The 18,531-nt window shown below is 38.0% G+C and carries 20 protein-coding genes; 5 read left to right on the forward strand and 15 right to left on the reverse strand.

The annotated features are described in order from the left end of the window. Positions 1-78 precede the first annotated feature (78 nt). From RM541_RS05160 to RM541_RS05180, 5 genes are all read right to left on the reverse strand, one after another. Positions 79-1,482, reverse strand: coding sequence for an amidohydrolase family protein (locus RM541_RS05160; RefSeq protein ID WP_311499152.1), 1,404 nt, complete (start codon positions 1,480-1,482; stop codon positions 79-81). A 235-nt stretch (positions 1,483-1,717) separates the two neighbouring features. Beyond that, complete coding sequence (locus tag RM541_RS05165; RefSeq protein ID WP_311499153.1) at positions 1,718-2,137, reverse strand: DoxX family protein; 420 nt, start codon at positions 2,135-2,137, stop codon at positions 1,718-1,720. A gap of 168 nt (positions 2,138-2,305) precedes the next feature. After that, complete coding sequence (locus RM541_RS05170; protein WP_311499154.1) at positions 2,306-3,652, reverse strand: GntP family permease; 1,347 nt, start codon at positions 3,650-3,652, stop codon at positions 2,306-2,308. Continuing rightward, positions 3,652-5,559, reverse strand: coding sequence for an NADP-dependent phosphogluconate dehydrogenase (gene gndA, locus RM541_RS05175; RefSeq protein ID WP_311499155.1), 1,908 nt, complete (start codon positions 5,557-5,559; stop codon positions 3,652-3,654). Before gndA ends, RM541_RS05170 begins: the two co-directional genes overlap by 1 nt. A gap of 5 nt (positions 5,560-5,564) precedes the next feature. Continuing rightward, complete coding sequence (locus RM541_RS05180) at positions 5,565-6,068, reverse strand: GreA/GreB family elongation factor (protein WP_311499156.1); 504 nt, start codon at positions 6,066-6,068, stop codon at positions 5,565-5,567. 154 nt (positions 6,069-6,222) lie between these two features. On the opposite strand from RM541_RS05180, the gene RM541_RS05185 reads away from it, so the two are divergent. Further along, entirely contained in the window at positions 6,223-7,464 is a 1,242-nt protein-coding gene (locus tag RM541_RS05185; protein WP_311499157.1) for a glycosyltransferase, read from the forward strand. Positions 7,465-7,585: 121 nt separating this feature from the next. On the opposite strand, the gene RM541_RS05190 is transcribed toward RM541_RS05185, so the two are convergent. Together RM541_RS05190 and RM541_RS05195 are read right to left on the reverse strand one after the other, a co-directional pair. Further along, complete coding sequence (locus RM541_RS05190) at positions 7,586-7,954, reverse strand: cupin domain-containing protein (RefSeq protein ID WP_311499158.1); 369 nt, start codon at positions 7,952-7,954, stop codon at positions 7,586-7,588. A gap of 27 nt (positions 7,955-7,981) precedes the next feature. Then, entirely contained in the window at positions 7,982-9,319 is a 1,338-nt protein-coding gene (locus tag RM541_RS05195) for an aspartate kinase (protein ID WP_311499159.1), read from the reverse strand. 101 nt (positions 9,320-9,420) lie between these two features. Here RM541_RS05195 and RM541_RS05200 point away from each other — a divergent pair, with 101 nt between their 5' ends. Beyond that, the gene (locus RM541_RS05200) at positions 9,421-10,065 is read left to right on the forward strand and encodes a hypothetical protein (protein ID WP_311499160.1); all 645 of its coding nucleotides are present in this window, start codon (positions 9,421-9,423) and stop codon (positions 10,063-10,065) included. A gap of 3 nt (positions 10,066-10,068) precedes the next feature. Here the strand turns inward: RM541_RS05200 and RM541_RS05205 are convergent, their stop codons facing one another. Continuing rightward, on the reverse strand, positions 10,069-10,221 hold the full coding sequence (locus RM541_RS05205; RefSeq protein ID WP_311499161.1) for a hypothetical protein: 153 nt from the start codon (positions 10,219-10,221) through the stop codon (positions 10,069-10,071). 341 nt (positions 10,222-10,562) lie between these two features. Then, the gene (locus RM541_RS05210) at positions 10,563-10,712 is read right to left on the reverse strand and encodes a hypothetical protein (RefSeq protein ID WP_311499162.1); all 150 of its coding nucleotides are present in this window, start codon (positions 10,710-10,712) and stop codon (positions 10,563-10,565) included. A 131-nt stretch (positions 10,713-10,843) separates the two neighbouring features. Between RM541_RS05210 and RM541_RS05215 the strand changes: the two genes are divergently transcribed. Beyond that, positions 10,844-10,975 carry a hypothetical protein gene (locus RM541_RS05215; RefSeq protein WP_311499163.1) on the forward strand — a complete coding sequence of 44 codons (132 nt, stop codon included), beginning with the start codon at positions 10,844-10,846 and terminating at the stop codon, positions 10,973-10,975. A 2-nt stretch (positions 10,976-10,977) separates the two neighbouring features. Here the strand turns inward: RM541_RS05215 and RM541_RS05220 are convergent, their stop codons facing one another. Both RM541_RS05220 and RM541_RS05225 read right to left on the reverse strand, forming a co-directional pair. Then, on the reverse strand, positions 10,978-12,042 hold the full coding sequence (locus RM541_RS05220; RefSeq protein ID WP_311499164.1) for a transporter substrate-binding domain-containing protein: 1,065 nt from the start codon (positions 12,040-12,042) through the stop codon (positions 10,978-10,980). A gap of 75 nt (positions 12,043-12,117) precedes the next feature. Beyond that, complete coding sequence (locus RM541_RS05225; protein WP_311499165.1) at positions 12,118-12,570, reverse strand: 3D domain-containing protein; 453 nt, start codon at positions 12,568-12,570, stop codon at positions 12,118-12,120. 310 nt (positions 12,571-12,880) lie between these two features. Here RM541_RS05225 and RM541_RS05230 point away from each other — a divergent pair, with 310 nt between their 5' ends. Both RM541_RS05230 and RM541_RS05235 read left to right on the forward strand, forming a co-directional pair. Further along, entirely contained in the window at positions 12,881-13,312 is a 432-nt protein-coding gene (locus RM541_RS05230) for an FKBP-type peptidyl-prolyl cis-trans isomerase (RefSeq protein WP_311496291.1), read from the forward strand. Between the two features lie 148 nt (positions 13,313-13,460). Continuing rightward, positions 13,461-13,874 carry an OsmC family protein gene (locus RM541_RS05235; RefSeq protein WP_311499166.1) on the forward strand — a complete coding sequence of 138 codons (414 nt, stop codon included), beginning with the start codon at positions 13,461-13,463 and terminating at the stop codon, positions 13,872-13,874. Between the two features lie 87 nt (positions 13,875-13,961). On the opposite strand, the gene RM541_RS05240 is transcribed toward RM541_RS05235, so the two are convergent. The 4 genes from RM541_RS05240 to RM541_RS05255 form a co-directional block, all read right to left on the reverse strand. Beyond that, a complete protein-coding gene (locus RM541_RS05240) occupies positions 13,962-14,648 on the reverse strand; it encodes an N-formylglutamate amidohydrolase (RefSeq protein ID WP_311499167.1) in 687 nt (228 codons plus the stop codon). After that, on the reverse strand, positions 14,645-15,865 hold the full coding sequence (locus tag RM541_RS05245) for a carboxylate-amine ligase (RefSeq protein ID WP_311499168.1): 1,221 nt from the start codon (positions 15,863-15,865) through the stop codon (positions 14,645-14,647). The genes RM541_RS05240 and RM541_RS05245 overlap by 4 nt, the downstream gene beginning before the upstream one ends. Beyond that, positions 15,862-17,319 (reverse strand): RimK family ATP-grasp domain-containing protein, encoded by a 1,458-nt coding sequence (locus RM541_RS05250; RefSeq protein WP_311499169.1) that lies wholly within the window; start codon positions 17,317-17,319, stop codon positions 15,862-15,864. The genes RM541_RS05245 and RM541_RS05250 overlap by 4 nt, the downstream gene beginning before the upstream one ends. Before the next feature lie 134 nt (positions 17,320-17,453). Continuing rightward, positions 17,454-18,482 (reverse strand): transporter family protein, encoded by a 1,029-nt coding sequence (locus RM541_RS05255; RefSeq protein ID WP_311499170.1) that lies wholly within the window; start codon positions 18,480-18,482, stop codon positions 17,454-17,456. Positions 18,483-18,531 lie beyond the last annotated feature (49 nt).

Raw genomic sequence — 18,531 nt, forward strand, 5'->3', positions numbered from 1 at the left:
GATTATTTAAAAATTTTAATTCCGTCATCTTTTATTTAACACGACGAAAACTGGAATTTTTAGATAGTCTCTTTTTTGCTAGTTGCTTACCTGCTCCTCCATTCTTTGAAGTGTTGCTTTAGCTCTTTTTACAAGATCCCTGGCGTCAATATTCAAAAGTGTTCCATTCTTCTTCAAAATCCTGCCGCCTACAGAAACAAATTCCACGTTTGCGGGCTGAGCTGCTTCAACTACCAAATGATAGGGCTGCGTACTTGCAGAAAAGTTCAGATCGTTTTTCCTTAATAATATTAAGTCCGCACTTTTACCCGGAATTATAGAACCTGTCTCCTTTTCGATACCTAAGAGTTTTGCAGCGTTAATAGTAGCCATTTTCAGCACCTCTCTGGGATCTGTTGCAAATTCGTCTTTTGTTTCAGCATTACCAATATTCAGCAAAAGCTTTAAAACTGAAAGCAAATCAGCGTTACCAGAAAGTGCCGTGGTATCCACCCCTACTCCAAGGTTAATTTCACTGTGCATTAGGCGATTTACCTGCGGAAATCCAAATCCAATACGCATTTCGCTGTAGGGCGTCATTGTAATAGAAGCTCCCGCTTCTTCGACTGCCACGATTTCTTCATCTGTAATAGCATTTGCGTGTATAATATTAACATCCTCTCCCAGCAGGCCGATATTTGCCAATTTTGAGATCTGTCCTTTTTGTTCTTCATTAGAACTGGCATGAATGGTAATAGGAAGACCTAATTCACGGGCACGGGACCAGTCTTCTTTAAGAAATTTTGAATCGACCGAACGTGCTCCCAGTCCAAGACTTATATTTTGATATTTTTCCACATCCTTAGTCGCCTCTAGTACCTTTTTAATCCCATCAAAATCTGTAGGAGTGTCAGAACTCAGGTCGCGGTAAGGACCATAAGCTACATGTCCGCGCAAACCTGCTTCAGCAAGAGCATCAAAACTGGCCATTACATATTCCGGACTCCTCGCATTATGATTGAAGTCATTTAAGCAGGTAATTCCGCTATTGATCGCTTCAGCTGCAGCATATTCTGCGGCAAGTTTCATGTCCTGTGGAGTATAGAGCATACTATAGCGCTCTGTCATTGGAAAATAACCTTCGGCTTTGGTTTCGCCCGCCATGCTTCTTAACAGAGAAGTCCATAAATGCCAGTGATTATCAATAAGTCCCGGCAGGAGAATAGCACCTTCCCCATCAATTATCTCAAAATCTGAATTACTGGTGAAGTCTTCGGAAACAGATTTAATTAATCCATTTTCCACCACTACAGAGGCATGTTTAAAATCACCAATATCGTCATCCATAGAAAGCACCTGTGCATTTTTAATGACGAAATTTGTTATTTTAGAAGCCACATGATTTATGGATCCATCTGTAAAAGCCAAAATTTCTGAAGGTAAAAAGCCTACTGCAGAAAAAGCTCCCACCTTCTTTAAAAAATCCCTTCTTTTCTTGTCCATCTTCTATTTTTACTAAAAATAAGGGAAAAAGAGGAAAACTACCTATTGAAATTTAGCGATTTCAGATAAAGCCTTTCCTCCACATAAAAGACTTGGATTTACAGTTCAAATTGAAGAAGATCAGGGGCATATATTTGTTAACTCAAATTTTCGCAGTAGAGAATTTGATCAATAGTTCAACAATAAGGCCGGCTCTCTATTTATCAATCTTACACTTTAAGACATGTGATAATTACTATTTTTTCTTTAATAATAAGAAATGATCAAGAGAATATTTTCCTGCTCCTGTGAACATTAATAGAATAAAACCAAACATGTAGAGTAATGGTAATTCCTGTCTTCCAAATCCGTCTGGCATATGCACTACTAGTGCGGCAACAGCCATCGTGATTATTAGTGGAATTGCTGCCAGTCTTGTAGCAAAACCGAATATGATAAGCACCGCACAAACAAATTCTGCAAAAACAGCAAGGGTAAAACTAACCGTTTCTCCTAACCCAATGGGATCTGCAAATTGGATTTCTTCGCTGTTAAAGAAAGTTATGAGTTTCGGAATCCCATGAGTAAGGATAAGAGCTGAGATAGCTATTCTAAAAATAAGGAGTGCGATGTCCACACTTTGGAGGTTTAGACTGGTTGAATAGGAATTTTGCATAGGGAGAAGTTAAATGTTTGGTGAAAGATAGCGAAATCTGCGGAAAAGCGTTCCTTTTCCTTGAGAAGGTTTAAGTATTTCCGGTCAAAAATTTCTTTACAAAGGAAACCTGATTGCCGCGTATATACAGCGAAGAAGAAGAAGAATAGTACTTTTAGTTTCTTTCCTTTACACCAGGTACCACATTAAAAGCGACATTCCCAGGCCAACAAATGCAATAATAGTAGTCATCATCGTCCAGGTTTTAAAAGTCTGTTTTTCAGTTAAACCCAGATATTGCCCAACCAGCCAGAATCCGCTGTCGTTTACGTGTGAGAGAATTGATGCTCCCGCGGCAATAGCTATTACAATCAGCGACGTCTGACTCATAGAATAGATTCCGTCGGTTAAAACAGGTGCAGTAATTCCCGCTGCGGTGATCATTGCCACCGTCGAAGATCCCTGTAAAACCCTTACCAATGCAGCTACAATAAACCCGAATAAGAGCGGATTAAAAAAGGTATCATTAAGTCCTTCAGCAATCATCTCCCCTGCTCCGGTATCAATAAGTATTTGTTTAAAAGCCCCACCGGCCCCAGTCAGCAAAATTATAATTCCTGCAGCTTGAAACGATTTTGTTGCTACCTTCAGTAAATATTCTTTCTGCATTCCGCGTCTTACTCCCAGAAAATACCAGGCTATTAAATTGGCAATTATTAATGCGGTAAAAGGATGTCCCAGTAACTCCACCATATATAATATTTCCACAGGAATATTAGCATCGGCGAAGAACGGACTTCCTAAAATTGTATTGATGACAATAAGAAGAATCGGAATAAAAATAATGGAGATTATCAGCCCAGGTGAGGGTGCCATCTTTTCATCATAATCCTCCTTTTCTTCAAAAACCTTAGGTTCTACAAAAATCTTTTTTGAAATAAAGCGGGAAAAAACAGGACCACTAATGATGGCCGCGGGTATTCCCGCCAAAAATCCGAAGACGATCACCCAACCCAAATCTGCTCCCAAAATATCTGCTACAGCAATAGGACCCGGCGTAGGCGGAATAAAAGCGTGTGTTATGGCCAAACCTGCCAATAACGGTAGCGCATACAAAAGGAGGGACTTGCCCGTTCTTTTGCTTAGCGCATAAGTTATGGGCACAAGAATAATAAATGCCACATCAAAAAAAACGGGTATGGCCACCGCAAAACCCGTTATCATCATGGCCCACGGAGCATTCTTTTCGCCCGTTTTTTGTAGCATGTAAGAAGCCAGCCGCTGTGCCCCGCCAGATTGCTCCAAAATTCCGCCAAATAACGCACCCAAACCTACAACGGTGGCTACAAAGCCAAGGGTACTTCCCATCCCCTCTTTCATTGTTTCCAGGATATCCCCTGCAGGCATTCCTGCCATCATTCCAACCGCAATACAAACAATTAAAAGAGCAAGAAAAGCCTGGATTTTTAGTTTTAAAATTAGAAAAAGCAATAAGGCAATTCCGATAAAAACTGCAGATAGCAACTGTATATCCATTAATTATCGAGCCATTGGGTGTGAAAAAATTCTCCTCTTGGTTTGTCTGTACGCTCATAAGTATGAGCTCCAAAGAAATCCCTTTGCGCCTGAATCATGTTTGCAGAAGATTGTCCTGAAGTAAAACTAAGCAGATAATTTGCTGCAGAAGATAAAACCGGCAACGGATATCCAGCCGGTAAAGCCTTAGCGATAATGCCCATTAGCGCAGATTCTGAATTGCTGATGAGCGAAATAATATCTGGATGCATCAAAATATTCTCTGAAGGTCTTTCTTTAAAAATCTCGATCAAATCTTCCATAAAATGAGACCTGATAATACAGCCGTTGGTCCAGATACGTGCAATTTCAGATAAATTAAGGTTCCAGTCATAAGCCTTTGAAGCTTCCAGCAGCAAATCGAAACCTATAGCATGATTAATAACACTTCCGGCTTTATAAGCCTTAAATAAGTCCGCTGATATTTCCTTAAGATCTGTAGTACTTTTGTACTCTCTGTTGTAAGCCTTCATGGCATTTACCCGCTCTTGTTTCTTGCCGGAAATATTTCGCGCAAGTACGGCTGCAGTAATGGTGTCTAAGGGAACTCCGAGTTCCAATGCCGCATTTGTAGACCAGCCGCCGGTACCTTTCTGCTTGGCTGCATCAAGGATTTGATCGATCAGGAATCCGTCATTTTCTTTTTTACGAAGAATTTCTACGGAGATTTCCAGTAGGAAACTCTTCATTTCCTTATTCCACTCTTCAAAAAGTGCTGCAATCTCTTCAGGTGAGGCATTGGTGCCAAACCTCAAATAATGATAAGTTTCTGCAATAAGCTGCATCTCTCCATATTCTATTCCGTTATGGAGCATTTTCACAAAATGGCCGGCTCCGTCTGGTCCCACATGGGTACAACAGGGATTGCCATCTTTATCTTTGGCAGCTATTCTTTCCAATATTTTCCCTGCCCTGTCATATGCTTTTTTAGGACCGCCGGGCATAATTGAAGGTCCCTTTAAGGCACCTTCTTCCCCGCCGGAAATTCCCGCACCCATAAAAAAGATCCCCTTTTCCTTAAGCAAGCCTTCTCTCCTAATCGTCTCTTTATAATGGGAATTTCCTCCGTCTATAATTAAATCATCTTTATCCAGAAAAGGCAGTAAACTTTCAATTACCATATCCACAGCAGGACCGGCATTTACCATGAGAATTATATTTCTTGGCCGCTCAAGACTTTCTACAAATTTTTCCAGATTATCAAACCACGGAAATTCATATACCAGCTTATTTTCTTCAGCAAATTTCTTTGCAATATCTACTTCCAGCTCCTCGACATGTCGGTTAAAGACGGTAATATCAATTCCTTTAGAAGCAAAATTTAACGCAAGGCTTTTACCCATAACACCTAGTCCCACCAGGCCCATATGAGCATCTTCTTTCCTGTTAAGTTTCCACATAATTTCGTCCAGAACCTCTTCTTTAGACGCATTTACATTTATATGGAAACCGTAATTTGGCATTTCTAAAGTTTCAAATTGAGACTTTAGTAATTCCGGTTTAAAATAGTGGTCTTCCCGGGAAGACATTCGGTTAAAAATAGTTTCATATTCAGAATGAAGGAAAATCCACGTGATCTCTTCTTTAGGTACAGATTGTAATTGCTCCCGGTATTTTTCCTTTAAAGCTGAACAGGCTAAAACGGCACCATCTTTCTTTTGCCATTCTGAAATTTTATTTGCCAGGGTTTGCAACCAACTTTCCCGGTCGCTATCCTGAAGCGGAATACCTTCTTTCATCTTTTTCAGGTTTTCTGAAGGATGAAAATCATCTGCATCATAAAAAGGAACGTTTATTTTTTTTGCAAGGAGTTTTCCTATGGTGGTTTTCCCAACGCCTGAAACTCCCATTACAATGAACACCTGCATATGGTTTAGTTATAATTAATATTCAGAATTTTAAGTTTTTTAGATGATGCACCCATTACAAATTCGGCTGTTTCACCAATCTTTTTCCCGGTTAATGCTTTTGCAATTGGGGCTACAAAGGCTATTTTCTGCTTTTTCACATCAGCCTCGTCCACACCTACAATCTGGAATTGCTGAGTCAGCTCTTTTTCAAGGTCCATAAACTCTACTACCGCACCAAACCTTACCTCGTCCTGAGCCTGCTCTTTGGGTTGAATAATTCTCGCAGAATTTATGCGCTCGTTCAAAAGTTTCACCTTTCCGTCTATTACAGCCTGCGAGCGCCTACGTTCTATTTCATTCTCGGGATCTAAAGCAGCCCTCTCCTTCTCAAGTTGCTTTTTTTCCTCCAGCAATTCCTCCATTCCCCCGGGAGTAACATAGTTAGTGACACCCGCCGGTAAAGCCGCCCTTGGTGGTATAATTGGTGCTTCTTCCTGGTCTTCTTCTTTTACAAATCCTCTACTCATGTCATCATTTTCTGTAATATTAACAATATACTCAAATTTTAATCATCCTGAAATCTAAAGTTCCACGGAAAAGAAATAATCCGTTTCAGAATTACTATTTTTGTCGCTCGAAAAGGTATGCTGAATTTCAGGTTCTGAATTTAAAGCCGATATTATGAAAAATTTACTGGTCATTGGATATGTATGGCCCGAACCATCCTCCTCTGCTGCAGGAAGCCGAATGATACAGCTGCTGGAGTTCTTTTTAGCTGAAAATTATCAAATCACCTTTGCCTCTACTGCTCATAAAACTCCATTTATGGCGAATCTGGAAGAATTAGGAATTTTAACTGAAGAAATCGCAGTAAATGATCCAGATTTTGACCGTTTCTTATACAAATTAAACCCTGAAGTGGTTCTTTTTGACCGTTTTATGATTGAAGAACAGTTTGGATGGCGTATAGAAAAAGTTTGTCCTGATGCTATTAAGATTCTGGATACCGAAGACTTACACTTTTTGAGAAATGCGAGGATGGAGGCTCAAAAATGGCAATTATCGGCAAAGACTGTTTATATGGATTCAGAATTAACAAAACGGGAGATTGCAGCCATATATCGCAGCGATCTTAGTTTAATTATTTCTGAAGTTGAAATGCAAATCCTCCAGTCCGACTTTGGGATTAGTGAAAATATTCTTCTGTATCTGCCTTTTATGTTTAATCCTGTTTCTGAAGAAGACATTCAACTTTCTCCTTCCTTTAAGGAACGAAAAAATTTTATAAGCATTGGAACGTTTAAACATAAACCAAACTGGAATGCCGTTCTCAGGCTAAAACAGGAGATCTGGCCGCTAATCAGGCAAGAACTTCCCGAGGCCGAAATCCATATTTATGGCTCCTACCCCACTAAAAAAGTGCTGGATTTACATAACCCCGAAACAGGATTTTTGGTAAAGGGACGTGCCGGGAGTGCTTCTGAAGTAATGAAAAATGCAAAAGTTCTTCTTGCTCCGCTTCAATTTGGAGCCGGACTAAAAGGTAAATTTATAGATGCCATGCGTTGCGGCACTCCTAGTGTCACCACCAGAATTGGTGCCGAAGGAATTTCTGAAAAGAATAACTGGAGTGGGTTTATCGAAGATAAAAACGAGGCTTTTGCAGAAAAAGCAGCAGCATTATATACAGACCGGGAAATATGGGAAAAAGCGCACCACGCAGGATTTTCAATTATTAACAGTCGGTTTTCAAAAGAATTTTTTGAGCAAATCTTCAGAAGAAAATTACAGAAGATAAAAAGAAGTCTCATTTCGCATCGCAAGTCTAATTTTACAGGTTCCATGTTGCGGCATCATTTGCACAGGAGTACCTATTTTATGTCGAAATACATCCAGGAAAAAAATAAGAAAACCGCCGACTAAAAGCCGGCGGTCTTCACACGAAAATGAACATTTACTAAGAAACGTCCAGCATTGTTAGTGCGCTAAATTTATGCGAAAAGCCTGACCATATTATCTGCTATAATTACAGCTTTATCTGATTTTAGATCCATTCTGTTCTTTTTTGAGTTAACTCAGATTTTTCGTTACCTCCGGTATTAATTGTGGTTGCAGGTTCAAACAACATAATCTGGACTTCATTTTTAACCACAGGTCTATGCTCTGTTCCCTTTGGAATAATTATAAATTCTCCTTCTGTTATTGAAATTATTTTATTTCTCAATTCCATATCAAACTCTCCTTTAATGACTAAAAACATTTCATCTTCATTATCGTGTTTATGCCATTCAAATTCGCCCTTTGCTTTTACAAGTTTTATATGTTGACCATTTAATTCCCCAACTATCCTCGGATTCCAATAATCAGAAAACTGAGACATCTTTTCTGCAATAGAAATCTTTTTTATCTCCATTTTTTGTATTGGGTTTAATGGTAAGGCTTAAACTACCTGAGCCTTTTTATTTTGAATAAAAAGCTTATCGTTCAATTTTCTTAATGTAGGAATTTTATTCTGGGTGTCTACAAGAAGAGAAATATTGTTATTGCTTCCCCCGTAGGAAATCATACGTACGGGAATATCGTTTAGAAGTTCAAAAAGCCTGTAAGTTTGTTTGTCTTCAATTACAGATTCTCCAACAATACAGATTATACTATGGTTTTTCTCGACAGTAATTTCTCCGTAAGAATCCAGTTCCTTTAGAATCTCCTCCAGGTTGCGGTCGTCATCTATGGTGAGGGAAATAGCAATTTCTGAAGTGGTGATCATATCGATTGCCGTCTCATAATTGTCAAAAACATCGAATATTTTTCGCAGAAATCCATGCGCCATCAGCATCCTGTTAGACTTAATTTTAATGGCTGTAATTCCGTCTTTTGCTGAAATTGCTTTTAATCCTTTTTCCTTAGCTTCAGGAGAAATCCTTGTTCCCTGGGAATCTGGCGTAAATGTATTTTTCAGGAAAATTGGAATATTCTTATCAATAACCGGAGAAATAGTTTGCGGATGCAGAATTTTTGCTCCAAAATAGGCCAGCTCCGCAGCTTCCTCAAAGCTTAATTCAGAAATACGATGGGTATTTTCCACGTACCGAGGATCATTATTATGAAGCCCGTCTATATCTGTCCAGATTTGTACTTCTTCAGCATTTATTGAAGCTCCAAGAATTGTGGCAGAATAATCGCTGCCTCCTCTTTTAAGTGTACTTATCTCGTTATTTTTATCGATACGTACAAAACCCTGTGTGATGTAAATGTCACTTTCCGGCTTACTGTCTATTACTTTACTAAAATGATCCCCTACTTTTTTTGTATCCGGATTTTCGAGGTTGCTTACATACATAAATTCCTTCGCGTCCAGCCATTGATTCTGGATATTAAGACTTTCCAGGTACTTAGAGAAAATATAGGTAAGCATGGTTTCCCCATAGGTAACTATTTCAGAATATATTTTCTCTGAATAAGCGTTTCCGGAAGTCTGCTTTAGTTGAGCCAGAATATCGTTAATAAAAGTAAGAGCGGAATTTCTTAATTCCTCATCCTGAATAAGCTCATTAATGGCACTTTCATGGCGTTCCTTTAGACGCTGTATAACTGCGTCAATTTCCTTCTCGTCTCCTATTTTCATGGCTTCAGAAATAGAAACTAACTCATTGGTAACCCCAGACATTGCTGAAAGAACCAGTAACTTTTTACCTTCCTTAGACTGGATGATATTTTTTACATTATTTATACTTTCTACAGAACCTACAGAAGTTCCTCCGAATTTCATTACCCTCATGATGATAAAATTTAATGCTGCATAATTAGTTTTTAAAGCCATGCACCGAAAAAAAATGCATGATTTTATATACATTTGTACAAAATGTGTAATATTTAACAATGAAGACAATTACCACCTGCGTTCATGATATTATTAAACACCAGCCATTCCTCGACGATGCAATGGCCCGGGATATTGTAAATTTCAGCGGATTGGCCGCAGATATACAACCCCAGGTTGAAAAAGAAATGCGCAAACCGGTAAAGCAGGGTTCCATAATTATGGCGTTGCGAAGGTATGCCCCTAAGCGCAGTAAAGTAAATATGAAAGCTCTGCGGGATCTTGGGGATATCGTGGTAAGATCTGGAATTACAGAATATACTTTTCTCAATTCTAACTCTATAATCTCAAATAAGGCCAGATTACTGGAAGCTGTTAAAGATAAGACGGGTGTATATCTAAATTATTCAAGTAATTATCAGGAAAGTAATATCCTGGTTTCTTCCTCCCTCACAAGCCTGGTGGAAGACTGTTTTAAGAACGAGGTTAGGGTTACAATTAAAGAAGAATTGTCTTCTATAACCATTGCTTTGCCCAAAAACAGTTCCCAGAGTGTGGGAATGTATTTTTACATCTTTAAACTTCTGGCCTACGAAGGGATACCTGTATTTGAAATGATATCTACATCCAACTATTTCGCCATATTTCTTGAAAAAGAATATGTAAATAAGGCGTTTTTATTAATGAATGAGATTAAAGAATAGCTATTACCAGTAGCCAAGAAATACGCCGCTAGCCGCAACCGCTGCTATTAAAAGAATTAGAATAATAGCAATAAAAATTCCGCCAAACCGTGTTTTTTTATTGTCTTCTACTATATGATCTTCGGTATTGTGATTGTACTTGTTGTTAGATGCCATGTGTGGTTGGTTTTTAGTTTATTCTGTACCACCAGATTTCATTTTGGAAATTCGTTGGTAGTACCAGTTGATTTTTCTCGTTGAGATATAAAATATCTCCTGAACTTTTATCTGAAGTTAATATTACTTCCTTTTGCCATCAGTAGTTATTATATAGATCTTTCCTGTTCCCCAATCTGCAATATAAAAAGTTTCATCGTCAATTCTTTGCACTCCGTCTATCTAGGTTGCAAATTCCTTCAGAAGATAGTTGGTGTATGGATTTGTCTTCAGGATTTATCATTAGAAAATTCCCCGGCTCATTATTACTTCCCCAGAGGCTGATGCATACAATTTTCCGTTCAAAATGGGAATTCTTTTAGTCCTTTGATCCACTTGCGGGTGTCAATAATACCATCATCGGCATTAAGCTTTAAAATAAATCCCTGTGCAGAAGAGACGAATCCGAAAAGAAGAATTGTCGCTGTTGAAAAGGCTGACTTAAATTTCATTTTTCCTTATTTTGAAATCTAATATACTGAAAAAAGATGCAATCTCCATAAATTCCCTCTTACCTAAAGTTTTCATAAAGCCTAAATCAACTCCAAATTCTTGATTAATTTTAATATTCAATTTTAGAAATATGAAAAACATAATAAGGGCTATTCTTGCGGGATGGGGAGCAAAAAAATTAGGAGGCGGCTGTGGCTGTATAGGAATAATCGTAGTGTTTGTCATCCTCTGGTTAATCCTGGGAGCACTGGGACTTAGTTGATTCTATTTATATTCCTCCACCAAAACATTCCACTCCATGGTTTTTAAAACTCCTACCAAAACTGGATTTATCGTGTTGAGTATGGTTGAATTTTTAGGAAAAGTGTAGCTGTAATAATCTTTTTTCAAGGTTTTTTGTAAGACTTCCAATTCATCTTTTAACTGGTCCTTTTCAATCATGTGTGTCAGCATAGGGACATCATATACAAATAATGACGTTTCTTCATTGAGAAGGGCCTCTATACCCTGAGCCTCATTAAATACAGTATCTACTTCAATATTGTAGAGGTCAAGAAATTCCTGGGAACTGGAATTAGCCACGGTGGTAACACTAAAGTTTTGCAGGTCCTGAACCGAGGAAATTTTGTCGTTGATTGTTTTCACCGTTAAAGAAGAAGCAATTCCTGCCGTAAGGCTGGAAATCATAATTATGGCCATAAACATCCATATAAAACCAATTACCCTACCTCCGGTTGTTCTAGGTGATTTATCACCGTAACCTACTGTAGTCATTGTAACCGCACTCCACCAGAATCCCTGGAGTATGCCGCGCGTACCCTCACCAAATTCTTCGGGATTTTTCTTTCTTTCAAAAATCCATACCAGGAAACCAAATATAAATATCACTCCCAGGAGAATAAGAATGGCAGAAATAAAGTTCCAGCTAACAATATTTTTAATGTATTTCCATATTTGGGATTCTTTTCTCTTTGCTATTCCTGTATTTGATATGAAGTATGGCTGGGAAAAATCCAGGGTCTCCATCCTTTTGTCGGTTACCGTAATAGGATTTATACTAAAATCTACCTCTTTGTTTTGGATACCTAAAAGTAAGTCACTTAAAGAACTATAAGTGCGAAATTCATATTCAGATTCCATTTTTTCATTTACAAGCTCCCAGGAAGAGATACTTAAACCAGTAAACTTTCCGTTATTTTCTGAAATAAATGGTGGGGCTTCTGTAATGCCAATTATCAGTTTCCCATCATCAACTGTAGTAGAATCCTGCGCATAGATTTCTGGCGAATAAAGAAGTATTATAAAAAACAAAAAGGAAAATAATTTCATAGAAAATGATGTATTTTCTGCAAAGTAAGAAAAAACAGGAACAGAAGAAATTTCAAAGATGCTAGCAGGATTTATTTATTCTGAAGGGGTTTCTTCCTCAACCACATAATATATTTCCAATTTTTTCCTTCCAAACTCCCGGGCTTTCTGCGAATCTTTACCCATATAAATATCAATTTTATTTTTCCATCTTGCATTCATTTTGTCTTTTACAAGAAATTCTCCTTTAAAACCTTCAATTTTCACCCTTGTATTGTAATCGAGGCCTCTCCTTATTAAATCTCTGGATACTGCAATGACTTTTTGTTCTGGTTTTAGTGTATCTCCCCAGGCGGTAATGTTTGGATCTCCTTCCCCCTGATAGTCCAGGGAATTATAAGCTGAAGCGGTAACAGAAAGTGTGTCCCAGTTTATATCTGCCTCTTTGCTTCCAAAATCACAAGCAGAAAAACTTATTATCCAAGTAACAAAAATGATTCCTAGAACTGAATTCAGAAAGAACGTCTTTATATTTTTCAACTTGCACATATATTTTTATTTTAGAACCACCGGACTTCTGTAAAGCTCCTTCTTTTAATACTTTTTACCATAACTTATAAATCAGTTTCCGTGGAATATTTGAAAGTTTCAGTAGCTCGATTATATTTAGATTCAACATTCAGAAAATGTCGTTAATTGTTAAATAACCCCTATAAATTATATAAAAAAGTTAAGTTTTGCAACTAAACAGCTATATTACCTACCCTTTTTTGGAAGTCCATGAGATAAATGTACCTTTGCAAAATTAAATGGTTTAAAGATTGAACTTAAGCCAATTTTATAATAGTAAAACAAAGATATGAGTCAAGTAAAACAGAATGACACGGTAAAGGTACATTACACTGGAAAACTAGCTGACGGGCAGGTATTTGATAGCTCTGTAGAAAGAGGTGAACCTATTGAATTTACCCTTGGACAGGGGCAGTTGATCCCAGGTTTTGAGAAAGGCCTTATCGACATGCAACTGAATGAAAAAAAGACTGTAAATATCCCTAAAGAAGAGGCTTATGGGGAGCCAAGGGAAGAACTCGTTCAGGAAGTTGATAAAAGTCAGTTACCTGAAGATATAAAGCCTGAAGTTGGAATGGGACTAGTTTCCAAAGCTCCAGATGGTAGAGAAATGAACCTTGTAGTTAAAGATGTAAAGGAAAATTCTATTGTGGTAGATGGAAATCACCCACTTGCAGGAAAAGACCTTGTTTTTGACCTGGAAGTTGTGGAGATTAAGTAATTTCCTCACAATTTTCTATAGCTTAAAGCTCTGCAAATTTTGCAGGGCTTTTTTTATGCCTAAAACTTTAATAAAGGGTTAAGATTATTGTAATTATTTGGTATACAGGGATCATATATTTACCTTAATCTCAACTAAAAACATAATTATGAAAAGACATGCAACAGCCGTTTGGAACGGTTCTATAAAAGAAGGAAATGGAAAAATAAGTACGCAAAGCGGAGTCTTGGATCAAGCCCAATATTCATTTAAAACCAGGTTTGAAGATGGGAAAGGTACCAATCCTGAAGAGCTTATAGGTGCAGCGCATTCCGGATGTTTCGCAATGCAGTTATCGGCTTTTCTGGGAGAAGAAGGCTTTACTGCAGATACTTTATCTGCTAAAAGCGAAATTACTTTTGAAGACGGAACCATCAAGAAATCCCATATTTCGCTCCATGCAAATATTCCTGATATTGAAGAGGGAAAATTTGAAGAATTGGCCAATAAAGCAAAAGAGAATTGTCCTATTTCAAAACTTCTTAATACCGAAATTACCCTTACAGCAAAACTCGAGAAATAATAAACCAAATTTCTGCATAGAATGAAATTTATAAAAGGCTGTTTTAATTCCTGAATTTGTGTTTGAAGCAGCCTTTTCTTATTTCTCTTAATATTGTATTGTAGCTTCCAGACTGTTGAAAATTGCCATTTTCAGCTGCTCATCCAATCTATATCCATTTACAAATTTCTGGTTCACTTCAAGTTCAATTCCCGAATAGCTTTTCTGGAAATGTGTTCTGAAAAAGGTAATAAGACCGTCAGACTTGCCTAAATATGGGTAATTGAACCTGATTTTTAACTCTGGAGCTTCCTGATGAAGCCGGTTTTTAAATAAAGTACAAAATTCTTCTTCTGCGGGTCTTTCGGGATCAAATAAAAGTCCGATATCAGCATTTCTTACTTCCCCATTAAGTTCGGGAGTAAAAGTATGTACCGAAAAATGCAGTACCCCCTCCCCTTTCTGGATAAAATCCTCAATTTTTGTCGCTATAGATTTTCGGTAGGGAAAATAATAGCGTTCAAGGATTTCCTGCTTCTCTTCTTTAGATAAACTACCGCTGAATTCTGAAAAAAGCTGCGGATGATCTTCTGAGCGGTTTACTTCAACCAGGAGCCGACTCACTTTTTGATAGGCACCAAAATTTGCCAATTCTGATACTGCTTCAAAAAGATTATATGCCCCGGGATCATACCCGCGGTGTGTGTTTAAAGTTTCTTCTGCTCCAACGAATAAATCTAAATATTCCTTAGGCACGGCATTAAATGCATGTTCACAGGTTACGATAATTTTCATGACGTAAATTGCCGATTTTGAGCTAGGCAGATAGAAAGTTTTTGATACACATCCTGAATATTTTCTTCAGAAAAATCCTTTTCAACAGCTTTTAAAATCCGCGTGGACAGGCTTCCGTTTTCCAGAAGAAATTCTATACTTTCCCGGTGCGTTTCAGAAATATTATTTTTTACCCTCGCATATAATTTCTTCCAAATTTCACCAGCTGTGTTCTTTCCATGAAGATCAAAAACATCAAGATAAGTGCTGTTCGAAATTTGGCAATTTTCGGCATTCTTAATCACTCCATTAAAGATTTCCAAGAGATCATCTTCATGCCACTTTTTTTGGTCTTCCAAAGCAATTAATTGTTCACTTACCAGCAACTTAAGGCTTTCAATAATTAAAACAGCAATGGCGACATCTGCCTTTGGGCATTCCTGGAGGTCTATTACCCTTATTTCTATCGCATTCCTGTCGAACCTGGCAATTGCGCCGCGGGAATTGAGGAAATGATGATCCAGGATATGTTCTGTATCATGGGGTTTTATTGCTTTGTTTATCGGCTCAAAAATTTGCTTAAAATACGATTCTCTGCTAAAAACCTGTTCCGGAATAATTTTTCCTGCCATTTCAGGAATTTCCTTTTGATTGGTTTTATAAACTTCCATGCGGCTGTCCAAAAATCCGGTGCTTTTACCGTCGAAAATAGGAGAACTGGCGCTTAGTGCGGGAATAATGGGTAGCAATAATCGTACTGCTGCGTGCAATCTTTCAAATTCAGCATCATCAAAAAATGGTAAATTAATGTGCATACTTTGCACATTGCTCCAGCCATGCCCACGGCAATCAAAAATTCGATTATAAAGTGCGTAAATTTTACTGTAATTATGTTGCCACAGCCGGGTTTCCTTTTCCGGATTCATTAAAGGATGCGCCGCAGTGGGCAACAATTCAGAATTAAATTCCTTCAGCAAAAGATTTATTTCCTTTATGTTTTCAGAAAACTTTTCGGCAAGATTATCAAGATCGGCAGTAGGACCGTTGGTTTTTAACTCGACGACGTGCGCCACCAGCTCGTTGCTCCACTCGATTTCCCCATTGGAAACATCTGAAGTGAGCGTGCCGTTCTTCTTCGTTAAAAGCTTGTCTACTATAGGATTTACTTTAAAAGTCCCGGAATTTACCAGCATATATTCCAGCTCGATCCCAAAAACTTCAAATAAATGGTAACTCATATTTCACCCTTTTTAAGCCTGTTTTTAAGTGCAGACAATATTTCGATATAAACCTGATCGCCGTAATATGCGTCTTCTACGCCAAAGTCGATATTAGGATTGTCGTTAATTTCAATCACCATTGGTCTTTTATTGACTTCCTTAATATCGATTCCGTATAAACCCTTACCCATTAATTTAGCCGATTTTAAGGCCATCTCGAGGATTTTAGGCGGGACTTTTTCTATAGGAAGACAATCTGCATTTCCATCCTGATCATCTTTTTTCTCCGCATCCCAGTTGTAAATTTGCCAGTGCCCTTTAGCCATATAATACCTGCAGGCAAACAGCGGTTTGTTATCCAAAATACCAATTCTCCAGTCGTAATCTGATGGAGAAAATTCCTGCGCGATCACCAAATCAGATTTTTTCAACATTTGCTGCACCAGTTCTTTATATTCTTCTTCTGTACCGGCTTTTTTTACTCCGAAGGAAAAAGTGGAATCAGGAGATTTTAGCACCACCGGTAATCCGGTAATTTCCAGAACCTGGTGTGTATTATTTTTGTGGACGATCACTGTTTTTGGAGTCGCAATTCCGGCGTTTTCCAAAGCTTCTGCCATAAATACCTTGTTGCAGCATTTAAGGATCGCATCTGGATAATCCACAAGTGCGATGCCTTCCTGCTGAGCTTTTCGGGCAAAAGCGTAAGCTTCATTATTAACTTCGGTGCTCTGGCGAATAAACAGAGCGTCGAAAGCAGATAACCGGGAGAGATCCCTTGGTGTTACTGTTTCCACATAGAAATCCATTTTTTCAGCAAGCTCTGTGAAACGTTTTAATGCTTTGGCGTTACTTGGGGGTGCAGGATCTCCCTGCTTTACCAGAATGGCCAGATCATATTCAGCTATATTTTGTCTCGGAGTATCATAGCGCTTTTTAGAAAAATACTGAGAAGCGAACTGGTACATGCTCTCCTTATGATCTTCGGGAATTTCAGCTTCAGAAATTGCTTTGATGTTCTTAATACTCCATTTATTGGTTCGCACAAAATTCACCCGTAAAAAAGGGATCTGAAAATGTCTGTAAAACATGGCGCTTAGTTCCTTATACTTTTGTGCTACATTTTGTCCAAAGTAGATACTAAGTGTAAACTCCGGAGCTTTAATGTTTTTCAAACTTTTCTGAATAACATCTTCAAATTCTTCAGAAACAATCTTTACCAGCTTTGGCTCCCTTAAATCTACAATATTTTTAACGGTCGGTATAGCCATATGCCCACGTGCTTCAGCTAAAAGCGAGACATAATAACCTTTACTCTGGTAAGAATAATCTTTACAGAGATTAAAAATACGCACTTTTTTTAACCTCGAATATTCAGGATTGGTGAGGTAAGCCTGGGCAGAAATAATTTCAACATTTTCGGCAAGGACCTCCCATTTTTCGGGGTGGTTAACCACTATATATTTATTCATTAAATGCTTTAAAATTTAATCAAATGTAATTGAAAAACGAATAGCTTAAACAAGTATTTACATTGAAAATAAGAATTTTTAATCAAAAAAGGCCCGTATAGAACGGACCCTTAAAAATTTATATTATCAGTATTTTAATGGAAAGAATACTGTACTCCTGCAGTGAAAGTACTCCTGTTTTTGAGCTGAATTCCATTTAGATCCTGATATAAAGGGAAAGCATACTCCAAAGCAAATCTCACATTTTTAAATGCTCCTGAAGGAATGTAAAAATTAGTTCCCAATCCCGCATTAATATATTTTCCTCCGGAATTTTCAGGATTTGCGGCAGGAACCATCATCATATTTAAACCTGGGTGCGCTCCTTCTATTTTTTCTACAATAATTCCCTGCACCCGTCCAGAAATGCTCAGGCTGTTTGCCAGCTTTGCGGCAATCCAATTATTTAATTGATATTGATTTCCAAAACTATAATCGTATTCATTTTTACCAAACCTAAGCAAAGTCGTTAACTGACTTCCAAAAGAGAGAAAATTTCCCTGGATTAAGTAGGTAAGCCCTGCTTCCCCATCAAAAGTACCACTTCCAATTTGCATAGGATATGGGAGGCTTGTTTCATTGGGTGCAGACATTGGTGTAACATCCATTTCTTCAATACTTCCTGTAGGAAGAGAAACACCCAACTGCCCATGAAGGCTTTGCTTCCTTCTGTTAAAAAGCTGATATAGACCGGAAAATTTGAGGTCTCCAAAACCGGAAGATGACGTATTAAAAGCTGCACCCATTCGCGTTACCAGCTCCATTTCATTTGATATAAAATTTGTCATTGCCATAAGGGTGAGCCTATCTGTTGGTGCATACATAGCTCCCAGCATGTGCATATTCATATTCATTTCTTCTGGAGAAATCATATAATTTTCAAGAACTGCAGTTGTGGAAACTTCATCTGTCCCAGAGTGCAATCCCTTCATATTCATAGACATAAACCTGTAGGAAAACATCCATTCGCCTTTGTGGTGTACATGGTCTGCCATAACTGAGATTGGCGCATGTCCGTCTGGTCGAGAGGCGGTCCATTTTGAAGTTGGTTGTATTTCATTTTGAGCAAAAGAATGCCCTGTAGCTGCCAGCAATACTGCCAACATTAATATATATTTTTTCATTTTAGGATATAAATTAGCGTGAATTAAAGAAACTTCCTGAATTCACCCG

The organism is Autumnicola psychrophila (assembly GCF_031846645.1).
GTDB classification, from domain to species: Bacteria; Bacteroidota; Bacteroidia; order Flavobacteriales; family Flavobacteriaceae; genus Autumnicola; species Autumnicola psychrophila.